Here is a 15,518-nt window from a genome sequence, read left to right on the forward strand (position 1 = left end):
GTCGGGCTCACGCGTCGGCGACGTCGAGGGCGAGCAGGTCGTCGATCGTCTCACGGCGGACGATGACGCGGCTCTCACCCTCCCGGACGGCGACGACCGGCGGCCGCGGGGTGTGGTTGTACTGGCTGGACAGGCTGCGGCAGTAGGCGCCGGTGCCGGGGACCGCGACGAGGTCGCCGGGGCGCACGTCGGCCGGCAGGTACTCGTCGAGGACGACGATGTCGCCGCTCTCGCAGTGCCGCCCGACGACCCGGGCGAGGGTGGGCTCGGCGCTCGAGCTGCGGTTGGCGAGGGTGCAGGAGTAGTCGGCCTCGTAGAGGGCGGGGCGGGCGTTGTCGCTCATGCCGCCGTCGACCGAGACGTAGGTGCGGCCGTGCCCGCCGCCGAGGTCGACGTGCTTGACGGTGCCGACCTCGTAGAGGGTGAACGTCGTCGGGCCGACGATGGCGCGGCCGGGCTCGACGGAGACCCGCGGGGCCGGGTGGCCGGCGCCCGCGCCGGCGGCGAGCTCGCGCTCGACGATCTCGGCGAGCGAACGGGCGAGTTCGCGCGGGGGCAGCGGGGTGTGCTGCGAGGTGTACGCGACGCCGTAGCCGCCGCCGAGGTCGAGCTCGGGCAGGGCGATCCCGTGCTCGGTGGCCACGGCGGCGTGCAGCCCGGCGAGCCGGTGGACCGCCGCCTCGAAGCCGGCGGTGTCGAAGATCTGGGAGCCGATGTGGCTGTGCAGGCCGCGCAGGTCGACGGCCTCGGGGTGGGCGGCGAGCCGGGCCACGGCGGCCATCGCCTGGCCGCCGGCGAGGCTGAAGCCGAACTTCTGGTCCTCGTGGCCGGTGGCGATGAACTCGTGGGTGTGTGCCTCGACGCCGACGGTGACCCGGACCATGACGGGGGCCCGGACCCCGAGCTCGGTCGCCAGGGCGATGACCCGCTCGATCTCGTCGAAGGAGTCGACGACGATTCGGCCGACTCCGTACTCGAGGGCCTCGCGCAGCTCGGGGACGGTCTTGTTGTTGCCGTGGAAGGCGACCCGCTCGGCGGGGAAGCCGACGCGGCGGGCCACGGCGAGCTCGCCGCCGGTGCACACGTCGAGACAGAGGCCCTCCTGCTGGACCCAGCGCGCGACCGCGGTGCACAGGAAGGCCTTGCCGGCGTAGTACACGTCGGCGCCGCCGAGGTGGGCGAAGGCGGAGGCGAAGGAGTCGCGGAAGTCGCGTGCGCGGGAGCGGAAGTCGTCCTCGTCCATGACGTAGGCGGCCGTGCCGTGCCGCTCGGCGAGCGCGCAGACGTCGACGCCGGCGACGGTGAGGCGGCCACGGTCGTCCCGGCCGACCGAGGCGGGCCACAGCTGCGGGAGCAGCTCCATGACGTCGCTCGGGTAGGGCAGGTAGAGCGGGGGGCCGCCGTAGCCCTCGGCGTGCAGGGCACCGGCCTCGTGGGCGCGCACGGGTCAGCCCCTCACATCCGCTCGGGCGCCGAGACGCCGAGCAGGTCGAGACCGTTGGCGAGCACCTGACGGGTGGCCTCGCCGAGCCACAGCCGCGTCCGGTGCAGGTCGGTGACCTCCTCCTGCGCGTTCTGCGGCCGCACGCGGCAGGTGTCGTACCACTTGTGGAAGCGGGCGGCGAGACCCTCGAGGTAGCGCGCGACGCGGTGCGGCTCGCGCAGGTGCGCGGCCTGGGCGACGACCCGGGGGAAGTCGCCGAGTGCGGCGAGCAGGGCGGCCTCGGTGGGGTCGGTGAGCAGGCCGGCGTCGAAGCCGTCGGCGCGGTGCACGCCGTCCTCGGCGGCGAGCCGGGCGAGGTTGGCGGTGCGCGCGTGGGCGTACTGCACGTAGAAGACCGGGTTGTCGTTGGTCTGCTTGCGCAGCTCCTCCCCCTCGAGGGAGAGCGGGCTGTCGGCGGGGTAGCGCGCGAGGGAGTAGCGGATGGCGTCGGTGCCGATCCAGCGGATGAGGTCGCGCAGCTCGATGATGTTGCCGGCGCGCTTGGACAGCCGGGCGCCGCCGAGGTTGACGAGCTGGCCGATGCGCACCTCGATGTTGTGCTCGGGGTCGTCGCCGGCGCAGGCGGCGATCGCCTTGAGCCGGTTGATGTAGCCGTGGTGGTCGGCGCCGAGGAGGTAGATCTTCTGCTCGAAGCCGCGGTCCTTCTTGCTCAGGTAGTAGGCGGCGTCGGCGGCGAAGTACGTCGGGACGCCGTCGGCGCGCACGAGGACGCGGTCCTTGTCGTCGCCGAAGGTGGTGGTGCGCAGCCAGACCGCGCCGTCAGCGTCGTAGACGTGGCCCTGCTCGCGCAGGCGGGCGACGGCCTGCCCGACGGCGCCGCCGTCGTGGAGGGAGCGCTCGGAGAACCAGACGTCGAAGCGCACCCCGAAGTCGGCGAGGGTGTCCTTGATGTCCTGCAGCTGGGCGGCGTAGGCGAGCTCGCGGGCGACGGCGACGGCCTCGTCGTGGGGCAGGTCGGTCAGGTCGGGGCGGGCGGCCAGCGCGGTGGCGGCGAGGTCGTCGATGTAGGCGCCCGGGTAGCCGCCCTCGGGGGTGGGCCGCCCCGCGGCGCGGGCGAGCACGGACTCGGCGAACTTGTCCATCTGGGCGCCGGCGTCGTTGATGTAGTACTCGCTCGTCACCTCGGCGCCGGAGGCGAGCAGGAGGCGGGCCATCGAGTCGCCGAGCGCGGCCCAGCGGGTGTGCCCGATGTGGAGGGGGCCGGTGGGGTTGGCGGAGATGAACTCGACGTTGATGACGTGCCCGGCCTCGGCGTCGTTGCGGCCGTACTCGGCGCCGGTCTCGACGATGGTGCGGGCGAGCTCGCCGGCGGAGGCGGCCTCGAGGGTGATGTTGAGGAAGCCGGGCCCGGCGACGTCGACGGTCTTGACCCCGGCGAGGTCGGCGAGCCGCCCGGCGAGCAGCGTGGCGACCTCGCGCGGGGGCCGGCCCGCCGGCTTGGCCAGCTGGAGGGCGACGTTGGTCGACCAGTCCCCGTGGTCGCGGTTCCTCGGGCGCTCCACGCGGACCTCGTCGGGGACGGCGACCAGGAGGTCACCGGAGTCGACGACGGACTGGAGGGCAGCGCGGATCGCGGCCGAGAGCTCTTCGGGGGTCACCCGGCAAAGTCTACGGACGGCGCCGCGGGGCCCGACCGGACGCCGCGAGCCGTGAGACGACCTCGACCACCTGCTCGGGCTCGAAGGGCTTGCTCACGCACGCGTCGAACCCGGCGCCGCTGATTTCGGGGCTCACGAGCTCGCCCGCGGTCGCGGTGACGAGGACGACGGGCACCGGGTCGAGCGGGGGGTGGGCGCGGATGGCCGCGATCGCCCACCAGCCGTCGTAGGGCGCCATCTGGGAGTCGAGGACGACGACGTCCGGGCGGGGCAGGTCGGTGTCGATGAGCCGGGCCATCGCCGCGCGCCCGTCGGTGCTCTCCTCGACGACGAACCCGGCCAGCTCGAGGTTGATCCGGAGCAGCGCTCGGATCGCCTCGGTGTCGTCGCACACGAGGACGCGGGGGGCTGCACCGGGGTCCTCCGTCCCGGATTGCATGATGCCCAGCGTAGGCTGCTAGCCTCAGTCGCCGTTGCCGTTTCGGCGGTGGCTCAGGCCGTTCGGCCCCCGTAGCTCAGGGGATAGAGCACCGCCCTCCGGAGGCGGGAGCGCAGGTTCGAATCCTGCCGGGGGCACCACACCGCAGGTCTCTGACCTGCGGTGATGTGTTTCCAGGGGCCTTGCGTGCAACAACCGTGCAACAGGTCAAATCGGCCCTTCCGGCGCCCGGCTCGTTGTTGCACGCCTATTGCACGCCGATGCGGTCTAAGCCTGGGCACCGAGACCGGGGCGCACTCGCTGGGCCGGCCTGAGCGGACCTCACGCGCCTCAGCGCCGTCTCGTCCGTGTGCCGGCGAGCCCACTCAGGTCGAAGTCTCAGCCCGCAGGGGGGAGTCACACCGCCCAGATCGGGCCACCCCGCCGCGGGTTTCCCGCCTGGTGCCCCAACCCCCGGGGTCGCCCCGGAACCTATGGGGTGCGACCCCTGGGCTTCTGGTGCGAGGCTCCACGGATCCGCAGCACACCGCCGCGTAGTGACCATGTCCAGTTGTCCTCGGCCCAGGACGGCGTCCTGGTGGCTCAGCCCTTCCGCACCCTAGTCTTCATGGGTGGAACTGGAGACGACGAGCGCTTTGATCGCGGCCGGCGCTGGCCTTGGCGGCGCGTTCGTCGGCGGCCTCATGACGATCTTCGCCACAACCATGCAGCAGCGCTCGGAGCGCAAGTCCGAACTCGACCGTGAGCGTCGCGCGGACCAGGCTAGGAAAGCAAGAGCGACAGAGGACCGCGCACGTGAAGCGGCCGAGTCCTGCGATGTCATCTTCGCCGGCGTCTATGACCATCTCAGGAACAAGCCCCAGGACGCGGACGCAGCGTGGTTCTACCACGTGATCGGCGATTCAATGCAGCAAGCGTCATCGGAGTGTGTCTTTCTCCCATCCGATTTGCGCCAGCGGGTCGAGGAGGCCCGCTCGATCCTGAGAGAGGGCCCCAGCCTCGCCCAAGAGCACTACGCGGCTTCTGAGATCTCCGCCGCGCACGTAGCCTATGAACACGTTCATGACGCCTTAGCGGCTTGGTCAAAGGACTTGCCGCTTCCACCACGATCCGAGATTGCATGCGAATACGTGCTCGCGGCGGAACGATCGATCTCCAACTTCAACGATATGTACGAAGCCTCTTTGGGGCAGGAGCTGGACATCGAAAGGCGCGAGTGGCGTGCTCGCAATGCTGAGGCACTGAGGGAGATTGGCGGGCGAACAGCCTTAGATGACGAGCAACCGCCCAGAGGATGAGGCTGTGCCACAAGGTGGATGGCGGCGAGCTCACACGGGCTGCGCTTGGCGGACGCCGTATTGGCCGAGCCGCTGGCGGTCGCGGTGCGCGCGCTGCGCAACGCCGGTCCGCTGTCGGGTACGGGAGTGCTCGTGCTGGGCGGAGGCTCGCTGGGCATACTGGTCGCGCAGGCGGCGCGCGCGTAGGGTGCGGGGCCTGTCGTGGTGGTCCAGCCGAGTTCGAACCGCCGCGAACTGTTGGCCTCTTGGGGGTGGCGACGGCCTGGTGCGACGACGTCGAGGCCCTGGACGCCGAGCTCGGGCGGCTGTTCCCCGAGCGCGGCGTGGACGTCGTTGTGCAGTCCTCCGGGCGACAGGGGATGGAGGCCCGCGCCGCCCGGCTGGCTCGTCGGCGCCGGCACCGTGCGCGAGGTCGACCAGGTCGACGCTGTGGTGCGGGCGAGCGCGCGTTTCGTGGTCTCGCCCGGGACGAGTCGGGCGGTCATGGCCACGAGTTGACGAACAGTCTTAGCGTCTGGTCGCCCGGAAGAGCGAGACCCCGGGACCGCGTACTCCCAGCCGCGCCCGATGTCCACGTCCGACGCACTCGTTCGAGGAGACGCTGCAGTAGCCCGATCGGATGGGAGGTGGCCAAATGGCCCCATCCGCCGCCTGTCGACTCTGTCGAGCGGCGGCAGGGGCGCCAACACCGGCACTAAGGGGCCTCCTGGTTCCAAATCTGTCCGGTCGGTCACGGCCGCGCGTACATCGCGTCCTCGTTGGATTCAGACTCAGCGCCGGTCGTGGTGGTTGAGATCTGACCGTTTCGCGGCCACTCGCAGGTACTGTGCGAAACGCTCAATCACCCGGGCGACCGGCAGCGGAGGCACCGGCTTACACCAGAACGGGGACCCAACATGGCCCTCTCGCGCCGACAGAAGGACTTGGTGCGCATGCTGGCGACCATCAGTGTCGCTAGCGCAGCAGCTGGAGTAGCTACCGTCGGCCTGGGCCCTGCTTTGGTCGCGGGCGCTGCCGGGCAGGCCTTCCTGTTGAGGTTGGGACGCGTGGAGACCACACTGAAGTCCCACCCAGAGACGGACGAGCTGGTCCGTAGGCTGCGAGAATCACTCCGCGAGTGGGCGCAGGGGGAACTGGCTGAGCGCGACGACGCCGAAATCACTGCGGGTCTGGAACTCGCGGTCAACGCGGTCGCCGCAAATGGGTTCGGTTTGGACGAGCTCGTGCGCGCGCGCTTTGACCCTGGAGTCCTAGCCGAGAGCGTGGTCCACGCCGCGCACCAATCCGATAGCGAGTGGGCAAACTCAGAGCAGGCGCGATTTCGCATCGCCGAGCGTGGGATCAGGATGGCGGCCACCAGCCTAGCGAAGGCGGCGGCCGAGAACGCGCCCGCGTTGCGGGAGGTATTCGCCGTGTTGAGTCAACAAATCGCGAGCCTTGAGCGGCGCGTTAGGGAGGTCGAAGCGCGGGATGCGCAACCAATGCCGGGCCGGGCAGCCTTCTTGGCTATCAGTGAGCAGGCCCGCGCCGAGCTCACGCCAGACACTCTTCCGGAGGTCGACCGGCGTGACCTCATCCAACCAGGCCTGAACCGACTCCGTCGAGACGGGACGCCACTTGCGATTGTCGGCGACGGAGGACTAGGGAAGAGCGTCTTTGCCGGGCAGATCTACGACGCGCTCCTCGCCGACGGTCGTGCGGTGGTGATAGTTCCCTGTTCCTCCGTGCCCCGTGCAGCCTCGCTTGCCACAGCCAAAGACGTGGACCTGGCGCTCTGTCAGGCGGCCACAGGGCTCGACGATGTCCCGGTCTTCACGGCGGCTCTCGAAGACCTAGCTCGTGGTGGTCAGGTCTGCGTGATCATTGACACTCTGGATTTAATACTGAGCGAAAGCTCTGCTCGGGTCATCGCAGCCCTGCTGCGACGAATCGCCGAGCAGCACGGCCTGGTGGTCTTGTGCCGCGAGCGTGAATGGATCGATTTCGATCTAGCGAAATCCCTTCCCCCGAGGACGGTGCTTCCGCTGCCTCGGCTGACTCCCGATGAGATTCTCGCGTGGGGCGAGGCGTTTGTGGCCGCGTCGACGAACGTCAGTCCTCTCTTCGTGGAGAGTCTGTCGCGGGCTGCCCACGCCACCGGGGGCTCCGAGGTGCTGGGGGTGCCGTTGCGGCTGGCGATGGCGTGTGAACTGTATGGAGGGCTCGGTCCAATCCCGGATGATCTAACGGTGGCGGCTTTGTACAGGTCGTACTGGGATCGTCGGATTGCCCTAGATCGGGAAGGGCTCCGGGGAGAGGCTGCGCGGGCTCAGGAGGAGGCTGCGTTGGCGATTGCCGGGGCGATCTGGGAAGAGAGCCACGAGCGGTTCGTTGAGTCGGCCAGACCATTGGGGGCCATCGACTGGGGTGCCGTAGATCGACTGCGTGGCGAGGGCGTCCTGCGGGAGGTGGCGGGCCGGTTCAGGTTCTTCCACCAGACGTTCGCGGAGTTCGCGGTGGCGCAATACCTTGTTGCTGCGGGTCAAACGCCTGACCTCGAGCGTCTTCGTGTCAGGCTGTACGAGAACGACAGTGGCATGTGGGGGGTTGCCGCCTACCTACTGCAATCCGAACTCGAGGTGTCTCGCTACGACACACTCGCAGAGGCGGTCCCCGTTGATGTAGGTACGGGGATGCGGATTCGCCTGCGGAGTGCCCTAGAGCAGCCTGATGACGACCGAAGCATTCACTTGGTGCAAGAGCTCGCGGTCGCGGCGCCTGAAGAGCTCGCGCTCTTTGCGGATCTCTTTCTCAGTGTGGGAGAGAGCCGCCGACGCGTGGCTGCCAGTGTCCTCTTGGACCTTCTGGTCAATCAGACAGGAAAATTGAATCGGCTCGCCCAGGTAGCTGCGTCTTTGCTGGCAACGCTCGACGTCAAGGCGCGTGCCGATCTACTCGTGCCGGCGATCGTTGCTCTCGTGACGCGGGACCCCGCCCTACCGGCTGTGTTGGTTAGTCCCGTTGTCACGCGACTTCTGTCGGGCTTCCCGACTGAGCTGGTCGAGGGTGACCTGGCCTTATTGGTTGGCCTGTATCCAGCCCTTCCAGACCCCGGCAGGGCGCATATAATCGCCCGGGTTGCGGCGCAGCCTGAGTCGCGTTTCCAGGAACTGCTTGAAATCGCTTTGCGGTCCGGGCTGCCGAGCGGGTCGCCGGATGACGCCGGACAACTTCTTGCGCGTTCGTGGTCGGATCCTGGTTGGCGCGCGGCCCAGAATTGGAAGACATGGCGGGATCTGTTACTCGGAGAATGGCCCCAACGCTGGGACGCCGCGCAGACGCGCGCGGTGGTTAAGGTGGCAAGTCACGACGTCGGTGTATTTGAAGAGTTGCTTCGGGAGGCTTTGACGCCGACCGTGACCTCAGGTCGGCCTCGCGTTCACAACGCGGCGGAGTTCCTCGCGACGTACTGGCCGACGAGGACCGCGGAGGTGATCCTCGCCCAAGGGGTCGCAGCGGATCGGGTCGCAGTGGCTACCGCGAGCACACTGATGCGACGGGTATGCGACGAGGTGCGAGCTGACACCAGGCAGGCGCTTGCTGAGGTTCTTTGGTCGCGAAGATCGGTAGATGTGCAGACCGCTCTCCCCGCTCTAGTCCGGCTTATGGCGGGAAATGAGCCAACGTTCGTCGCGTTAGAGGGTGAGCTTTGTGAGCGGTTCGAGGAAGGGGGACCGGATCGGGCCCGCTGGAACTGCTTCGAGGCCATGCTGCAAACGTTGACCCCTGCTCAGGTGCTGGCGCACCAGCCTCTGGTGGCGTTGCTCGCGTCGGGACAGCACGCCACGGACCGGATAAACTCCGCGGTTCTGGAGGGCTTCCTCGCACCGGTTTCTGCGGCTGCGCGCTCACAGTGCGAGAAGATCTTCCAGTGGGAGCGACGCACCTCCGCGGTTAGTGCGTGCGCGCGGACTCTGCACGAGGGCCTGCCTCAATGGGATTCCAGGGAGTTGGATGCGGATGGTGTGCCCTGGCTTGTCACACTCCTGCCAACACGCGTTCCCAAAGCCGTCGAGCATGTCGCTGGTGCCATTCACTCGCGCATTCAGACAGCCACGTGGAACCCCGGGATGTCGCAGCGGGTGGTCGACCGAATTGTTGCGTCGCTCCGCGATGGAGAGGACCCACAGGTGAGCAAGAAACTACGGATGATCTTGATGGGTGTACTGCGGGGACCGTCGGCGAAGGCGGACGTCACCGTCGCCCACGTGGAACAGATTCTGTCGGCGTACTGGGATGCGTTGGACGCCGACGCGGCCGCGGGTCGCTCGAACCGGTCGGCAGCATTATGGGCAGGCCTCAACAGCACAGCGTCTGCCCTCGCTTTGAACATGTACGATCAAGAAGCGAGCGAGGAACTGCTCTTCAGGATTGTCCACACTGATAGTAAGCCCTTATCCAACCGCTCCTCCCGTTATACCGCCCAGACTGTGACCACGTACCTTGAGCGTGACCACAGCCGGCTCGCGCACATCGAAGGTATGTGGGCGTCAATGCCGCAGACCGCCCGAATAGCGGTGGCGGAGGCGCTCGACCGTGGGCTGATCCCAGGCAAAGAGACAACCGCCCAGCGGTTGCTAAACCTGGGTGCACAGAGCGAAGCCGCGGCCCGGCTCCTCAGCATCGTTGAAACGGGTGGATCCCGCATTCTCCGCTGACAACCAGTGGCGCACCTTACGAGCCCGAACCGGGAACCGCTGCGCCGATTTCACGTTGCAGTGCGTTGGGTGGGGACTGCTGCACCGATAGGTGACAGCTGGGGTCAGGCGGCCTGAGTGGCCGGTGTGGTCATGATGGCTTCGTACTGCCAACGCGGACGGAGCGCGGCGACGGGATAGGTCAAGCCCGCTGGGGTGGTGTACGAGGGTGATTCCTCGTTGGGGGGTTAGGCGCTGATGGCGCCAGCGATTGTCAGGGGGTCCTCCTTCTCGTCGGGGACGGTCGGGGTGAGGGCGGTCCGGCACTGCTTGAGCAGCTCGAGGCCGAGGTAGCGGCGCTGCTCGACCCACTCATCGTGCTGCTCGGCCAGGACTGCGCCGACGAGTCGGATGACGGCGTCGCGGTTGGGGAAGATCCCCACGACGTCGGTTCGGCGGCGGATCTCCCGGTTCAGTCGCTCGTTGGGGTTGTTGGACCAGATCTGTCGCCAACAGGCCTTGGGGAAGACGGTGAACGCGAGGATCTCCTCCCGCGCCTCCTCGAGGTACGCGGCCACGGTCGGGAGCTTCTCGGTGAGCGACTCGACGATCCGGTCGAACTGGGCGTGCACGGCCTCGGCGTCGGGCTGGTCGTACACCGAGTGCAGCAGCGCCTTGACCCACGGCCACGACGACTTCGGGGTGGCGGACATCAGGTTGGCGGCGAAGTGGGTCCGGCACCGCTGCCACCCCGTGCCCGGCAGGGTCGCCCCGACCGCGTCGATCAGGCCGGAGTGCGCGTCGGAGGTCACCAGCCCGACCGGGCCCGCGCTGGTGAGGCCGCGGGCGACCAGGTCCCGGAAGAAGCTCAGCCACCCGGCGTGGGTCTCGGACGTGGCGGTGTGCACCCCGAGGACCTCCCGGTAGCCCTCGGCGTTGACGCCGGTGGCGACCATGACCGCGACCTTGACGACCCGGCCGTGCTCGCGGACCTTCATCACCAGTGCGTCCGCCGCCACGAACGTGTACGGGCCGGCGTCCAGGGGGCGGGTGCGGAACGCGGCCACCTGCTCATCGAGGCTCCGGGCCATCTGCGAGACCTGGGACTTCGACAGGCCGGTGATCCCCAGGGTGCGCACCAGCTTGTCCATCCGGCGCGTGCTGACGCCCAGGAGATAACAGGTCGCGACCACCGTGGTCAGCGCCGCCTCCGCGCGGCGGCGGCGTTCCATCAGCCACTCCGGGAACAGCGACCCCTCGCGCAGCTTGGGGACCGCGACATCGAGCGTGCCCACGCGGGTGTCGAGGTCGCGGTGGCGGTAGCCGTTGCGCCGGTTGACCCGCTCGGGGTCCCGTGCACCGTACTCCGCGCCGCACACCGCGTCGGCCTGGGCCGGGAGCAACGCGTTCACGAACGTGGTCAGCAGGTCACGCATCAGGTCCGGCGAGGCCTGGGACAGCTCCTCACGCAGGAACCGGGCAGGGTCGATACTGGGGACGGCGGTCATCGTGGTGCTCCTCTTCGAGTGGGTTGTGGAAGATCTCTCGAAGAATCACCCGGTGACCGCCGCTCACATCGGTAGCGACACGGTCACCGGCTGCTCGTACACCACTCTGTCGGACTCAACTGAGTGTGCCTCCTCGCTGACCAGGAGACGGTGCGGCCCTGCAACCAAGTCACGCACGCAGCCAGTAACCTCGCTCAGAAAACCATCCCCGCAAGCCCGCAGGGCACCGGTGACCGCTCCGTGAGTTCAAGGGGCTGCTAGCGGCGGTCAAGTTCGGGTGCAACAGGCGCAGATGAATTGGCCATCGCTTGAAGAGAGTTCGCCGACCACCTTGCGGGCTCCGCGAGAGGGTTCCGGTGGACGTCTACGTAAGATCACAAGTGGCATGGCTCGCACACGACCACAACGACAAGTACGCGGATCGCCGGCAACGGCGGCTGACCCGGGCGAGCCGACCTCCTACAGGCTCTCAAGTTGTATCCTTACCCTTAGTCTCTCTAGCTTTTCTGTTGGAGCGGCGCTTGCAATCGATCTACTCGGAGGAAGTTCATGGCTGACACAAAGGTCGTCTTTATCGCATTCGCGAAAGAGGATGAGGGCGCCAAGAATCTGTTTCTGGGCCAGCGCAAGTTGACTGACACCCCTTACGACTGGACGGACATGTCAGTCAAGGAGCCGTATAAGTCTGAATGGAAGGAACGCGTTCGGACTAGGGTTCGACGTTCCGACGGGGTTATCGCTCTCATTAGCAGCGATACCGCAGCGGCCGATGGTCAACTCTGGGAAATCACCTGCGCAGTGGAGGAGGATGTGCCGCTAATCGGGGTCTGGATCGAAGATGGCTTTCGCACCAAGCCAAGAGAGATGGGCTCTGCTAAATGCGACGCGTGGACGTGGGAGAACGTCGCTTCATTCATCGACTCCCTGTAGTGCGTCATGAAGCGCGCACTCCTCGTGGGTAATGACCACTACAGTTTATACAAAGACTTACACGGGTGCGCCAACGACGTTCGCGCGCTTCACCCGTTGCTCGCCCGTCACGACGACGACGCGCCAAACTTCGATTGTGCTATCGGCATCGACATGAGTCGCGACGAATTGATCGCGGCGATTGAAGCGTTGTTTGCGCCAGGAGCAGATAGCGCCCTCTTGTTCTTCGCGGGGCACGGTGGACCGTCGGCGGACGATGTGATCCTCGTTTCACAAGACGGGACTGAGAAGACGCCCGGACTCGCATTCTCCGAGATTATGGGCCACGTGGCACAGTCACAGATCCCAGAGATCGTTATCTTGCTCGACTGCTGCTTCGCCGGAGGGGCTGGGGGCGTGCCGGCTTTAACCTCAGATGCGGCAGCGCTTCGAGCGGGCGTAAGCATCCTTGCGGCGAGTCGCGCTGATCAGACCTCGGCCGAATCACACGCTGGGAGGGGCATGTTCTCGACGTTTGTTGAGGGCGCCCTGGAAGGCGGCGCTGCCGACACTCTAGGACGCGTCGACCTTGGGAGTCTCTACGCCTACGTCTCCGAATCCTTCGGCGCTTGGGAGCAGCGTCCAACGTTTAAAGCAAATATTGCGCGTCCTCTTGAGCTTCGGCAATGCGATCCCTACCTGGCCCTTAGGGAGTTGCGCGCCATCCTCTCGCTGTTCAAGGATCCGTTCGCCGAGTTTGCACTTGATCCCTCGTTTGAACCGACCGTTGAACCGCACAACGAAGACAATGAGCGAATCTTTGGGCAGATGCAGAAGGCGCGGGCATCGAGTCTGCTGGAACCGGTCGACGAGGAGCACCTCTACTTCGCCGCGATGAACTCAGGTGCGTGCAGGCTCACTCCGTTGGGTCGGCACTACCACCACGTCCACACCGAGGGTCGACTTTAAGTGAAAGCGCCTCCCCCTCCTCAAGTGGTTGGAGTGACAGGCCATCAACAGCTGCCAGATTTAGCGGTTTCGCTGGTCAAGCGGTCACTCAGTGCATGGTTCCCGGATGCCCGATCGACCACAGTGGTCTGTTCGTTGGCAATCGGCGCTGACACCCTCGTCGCCGAGGAGTTGATACGGGCAGGGGCAGCGCTGCACGTGATAGTGCCATGCAAAGGGTACGCAGCGACCTTCTCTGGTCCGGCCCGGGACAAGTACCAATCTTTATTGGACGACGCCGAGATGGTTGAGGTCCTGGGCTACGAGGAACCGACCGAGGAAGCATTTATGGCCGCGGGCGACCAGGTCGCACGGACAGGGGACTGGCTGATCGCCGTGTGGGACGGGAAGAAGGCGCAGGGACTAGGGGGAACGGGCGACGTGGTGGCGCGCGCACGCGCCCTCGGGAAACGCGTACGGGTCCTTTGGCCTCCTGGGCTCTCGCGCTGACCCTCAGCGTGAGCTGGCAACGAAACTCGAGAACAGGTCGGTAGAAACCCTGCTCCTAAGACTAGGGCGGCCTGGCCCTAGGTGCGCGCCTGGGGGACGCATCTCGTCGCCGCGACGACGTCCGTCGCGAAGAAGCCCGTCCGCGCTCGAGTTGTTGATTCACGTTTGGTGTCGACCCGGGCGAGGTCTCCGCCACAGTATTCCTCCCGGCATTGCTCTAAAGTCTTTGATATGCGTCCCCGTTGGCTGTTTGGCGCCGGTATCTACTGCCGAGGTGGAGGCGAGCTTCCGCGCGCGGCCTTTGCGCGTAGAGAGCCGCAGGTGCTACATCACGGCCGCCTGGCGCCCTACCGAATCGGGCGGAAAGCGATGACGTTGTCGGCACGCTCGGCGGCCATAGAGGACATTGCCTCGGCGATGACGGCATCTCGGCCGTCTGCGGCGTGCTGGTAGCGGAGGGCGGCCACAGAAGTGCTGTGGCCGAGCCGTGCCATGAGTTCGGCCAGCGTCGCGCCCGTCTGGGCGGCCAGGACCGCGGAGGTGTGCCGGAGGTCGTGGAAGCGCAGGTTCGGCATCCCGATCGCCTCACGGGCGGGCACCCAGGCCGCCTTGTAGAAGTTCCCATGGGTCCAGTGGAGCCCGGAGCGGGTCGCGAAGAGCAGCGCATTGTTCGCGCGGCCGACGTGCCGGTCGAGATGTTCCTGCAGGAGCGGAACCACGTGCGGAGGGATGGCGACCTTGCGGATGCCGGCGTCGGACTTCGGAGGCCCGACGACCTCCATGCGGTCGACCCGGACGACGGCGCGGCGGACGTGAACGATGGCCGCGTCGAGGTCGAGGTCGCCGCGGCGGAGCTCGAAGACCTCGCCGAAACGGAGTCCGCACCAGGCGGCGATGAGCACGGCCGCGCGTAGCCGATCAGGGGTCTGGAGAACGAGGAGCTCGAGCTGGCCGACGGACAGCGGCTCGATGACCCGTTCACGCCGGGTGGCGCTGGCGCCCCGGATCCGGCACGGGTTGTCACCCACGAGGACACCCTCCTGGGTCGCCTGCGCGAACAGGGACCGAAGCAGGGCGTAGGCCTGGGCGCGGCTGGTCCGCATCGTCGGGTCGATGTTGGAGTGCCAGCGCACGACGTCGACCGGCTTGACCGCCCGTAGCTGCACGTCACCGAACGTCGGGTAGATGAGCCGGTCGAGCAGCCCGTTGTAGAGCTTCAGCGTGAGCGGTCGCAGCGGCTCACCCCGCACCCGCCGGCTGAGCAGCGCCTCGGGGGCGTAGTCCTGAAGCGTCGGGGCCGACCGCTTCCGTGCCTCGCGAGCCAGCGGCGAGAGCCACTCACCCGACTCCACGAGCCGGCGCTCGGCGGCCAGCCACCCCTCGGCGTCGATGCGGCTCTCGAAGGTCTTCAGGGCGACGTGCCGGTCGAGGTCCGGGCCGAGGTAGCTGGCCTGGAACCGCTTGGACGGCAGCTTCCGGATGGCGCCGAAACCGCGCCGCCCAGGACGTCGCGTGACCATGCTCTGCTCCGTTCCGTGCAACATACGTGCAATAGCGGAGGGCACCCGTGACCATCTGTGTCCACGTCTGTCCATCACCAACAACGCTGTGCTGCAAGGATACTCGCGCGAATCCGGCTCTGCCAGACACACCCTCGACACGCCGGTGAACCGCCCCGGCGAGTCCGGAGACTCAGTTTCGTGACAGCTCGGCCGGCGGCTTGGCTGCGCTCTGAGCGTAGTAGTGGTCCTCGGCCTCGGCCGGTGAGATGTCGCCGCAGTACTCGTAGAGGCGGCGGTGGTTGAACCAGTCGACCCACTCGGCGGTGGCGTACTCGACGGCATCGGCGGTGCGCCACGGCCCGCGAGACTTGATGAGCTCGGTCTTGTACAGCCCGTGATGGACTCGGCCAGGGCGTTGTCGAACGAGTCACCGACCGAGCCGACGGAGGCGGCGATCCCGGCTTCGGCGAGGCGCTCGGTGTGGCGGATGCTGACGTACTGGCTGGGTTCAATCGATCGTTGCACCACCGGCTTGTGGGATGGACTGTAGTTGCTCGGCGAAGGCCTCAGCTGGGGTCTTCCAGCCGAGGGTCTTGCGGGGGCGGCTGTTGAGGGTGGCGGCGACG

At 67.3% G+C, this 15,518-nt stretch carries 10 protein-coding genes, 1 tRNA gene and 1 pseudogene; 6 read left to right on the plus strand and 6 right to left on the minus strand.

The features are described from left to right. Positions 1-7: 7 nt before the first annotated feature. From lysA to G8D98_RS06935, 3 genes are read right to left on the minus strand one after another with little or no spacing between them, the layout of a single operon-like run. The gene (gene lysA, locus G8D98_RS06925) at positions 8-1,444 is read right to left on the minus strand and encodes a diaminopimelate decarboxylase (protein ID WP_166100875.1); all 1,437 of its coding nucleotides are present in this window, start codon (positions 1,442-1,444) and stop codon (positions 8-10) included. A gap of 11 nt (positions 1,445-1,455) precedes the next feature. Next, positions 1,456-3,102, minus strand: a complete 1,647-nt coding sequence (gene argS / locus G8D98_RS06930; RefSeq protein WP_166100879.1) for an arginine--tRNA ligase — start codon at positions 3,100-3,102, stop codon at positions 1,456-1,458. A gap of 10 nt (positions 3,103-3,112) precedes the next feature. Further along, positions 3,113-3,541 (minus strand): response regulator, encoded by a 429-nt coding sequence (locus tag G8D98_RS06935; protein ID WP_166100882.1) that lies wholly within the window; start codon positions 3,539-3,541, stop codon positions 3,113-3,115. Between the two features lie 65 nt (positions 3,542-3,606). On the opposite strand from G8D98_RS06935, the gene G8D98_RS06940 reads away from it, so the two are divergent. From G8D98_RS06940 to G8D98_RS06950, 3 genes are all read left to right on the plus strand, one after another. Next, a tRNA-Arg gene (locus G8D98_RS06940) sits at positions 3,607-3,681 on the plus strand. A 471-nt stretch (positions 3,682-4,152) separates the two neighbouring features. Next, positions 4,153-4,839: a hypothetical protein gene (locus tag G8D98_RS06945; RefSeq protein WP_166100884.1), complete on the plus strand. Its 687-nt coding sequence runs from the start codon at positions 4,153-4,155 to the stop codon at positions 4,837-4,839. A 1,046-nt stretch (positions 4,840-5,885) separates the two neighbouring features. Next, the gene (locus tag G8D98_RS06950) at positions 5,886-9,536 is read left to right on the plus strand and encodes an NACHT domain-containing protein (RefSeq protein ID WP_166100886.1); all 3,651 of its coding nucleotides are present in this window, start codon (positions 5,886-5,888) and stop codon (positions 9,534-9,536) included. A 227-nt stretch (positions 9,537-9,763) separates the two neighbouring features. Here the strand turns inward: G8D98_RS06950 and G8D98_RS06955 are convergent, their stop codons facing one another. Next, a complete protein-coding gene (locus G8D98_RS06955; RefSeq protein ID WP_166100888.1) occupies positions 9,764-11,023 on the minus strand; it encodes an IS256 family transposase in 1,260 nt (419 codons plus the stop codon). A 549-nt stretch (positions 11,024-11,572) separates the two neighbouring features. Between G8D98_RS06955 and G8D98_RS06960 the strand changes: the two genes are divergently transcribed. The 3 genes from G8D98_RS06960 (at position 11,573) to G8D98_RS15435 (ending at position 13,390) form a co-directional block, all read left to right on the plus strand. Beyond that, complete coding sequence (locus tag G8D98_RS06960; RefSeq protein WP_166100891.1) at positions 11,573-11,953, plus strand: TIR domain-containing protein; 381 nt, start codon at positions 11,573-11,575, stop codon at positions 11,951-11,953. A gap of 6 nt (positions 11,954-11,959) precedes the next feature. Then, entirely contained in the window at positions 11,960-12,901 is a 942-nt protein-coding gene (locus tag G8D98_RS06965; RefSeq protein ID WP_166100894.1) for a caspase family protein, read from the plus strand. A gap of 267 nt (positions 12,902-13,168) precedes the next feature. Continuing rightward, positions 13,169-13,390 (plus strand): hypothetical protein, encoded by a 222-nt coding sequence (locus G8D98_RS15435; protein ID WP_229661926.1) that lies wholly within the window; start codon positions 13,169-13,171, stop codon positions 13,388-13,390. Positions 13,391-13,737: 347 nt separating this feature from the next. Here G8D98_RS15435 and G8D98_RS06970 read toward each other — a convergent pair whose 3' ends face one another. After that, on the minus strand, positions 13,738-14,910 hold the full coding sequence (locus tag G8D98_RS06970; protein ID WP_166100896.1) for a tyrosine-type recombinase/integrase: 1,173 nt from the start codon (positions 14,908-14,910) through the stop codon (positions 13,738-13,740). 172 nt (positions 14,911-15,082) lie between these two features. After that, positions 15,083-15,402 (minus strand): annotated as a pseudogene (locus G8D98_RS06975) (integrase core domain-containing protein); the annotation flags it as partial. Positions 15,403-15,518: the final 116 nt, after the last annotated feature.

Origin of the sequence: Phycicoccus endophyticus, from assembly GCF_011326735.1 — a bacterium.
GTDB lineage: Bacteria > Actinomycetota > Actinomycetes > Actinomycetales > Dermatophilaceae > Phycicoccus > Phycicoccus endophyticus.

What these genes read in the sequence shown, in the direction of transcription:
- G8D98_RS06960 (WP_166100891.1), top strand. Translation starts at nt 11,573, where the DNA reads ATGGCTGACACAAAGGTCGTCTTTATCGCATTCGCGAAAGAGGATGAG.
- G8D98_RS06965 (WP_166100894.1), top strand. Translation starts at nt 11,960, where the DNA reads ATGAAGCGCGCACTCCTCGTGGGTAATGACCACTACAGTTTATACAAA.
- G8D98_RS06970 (WP_166100896.1), bottom strand. Translation starts at nt 14,910, where the DNA reads ATGGTCACGCGACGTCCTGGGCGGCGCGGTTTCGGCGCCATCCGGAAG.
- G8D98_RS06935 (WP_166100882.1), bottom strand. Translation starts at nt 3,541, where the DNA reads ATGCAATCCGGGACGGAGGACCCCGGTGCAGCCCCCCGCGTCCTCGTG.
- G8D98_RS06955 (WP_166100888.1), bottom strand. Translation starts at nt 11,023, where the DNA reads ATGACCGCCGTCCCCAGTATCGACCCTGCCCGGTTCCTGCGTGAGGAG.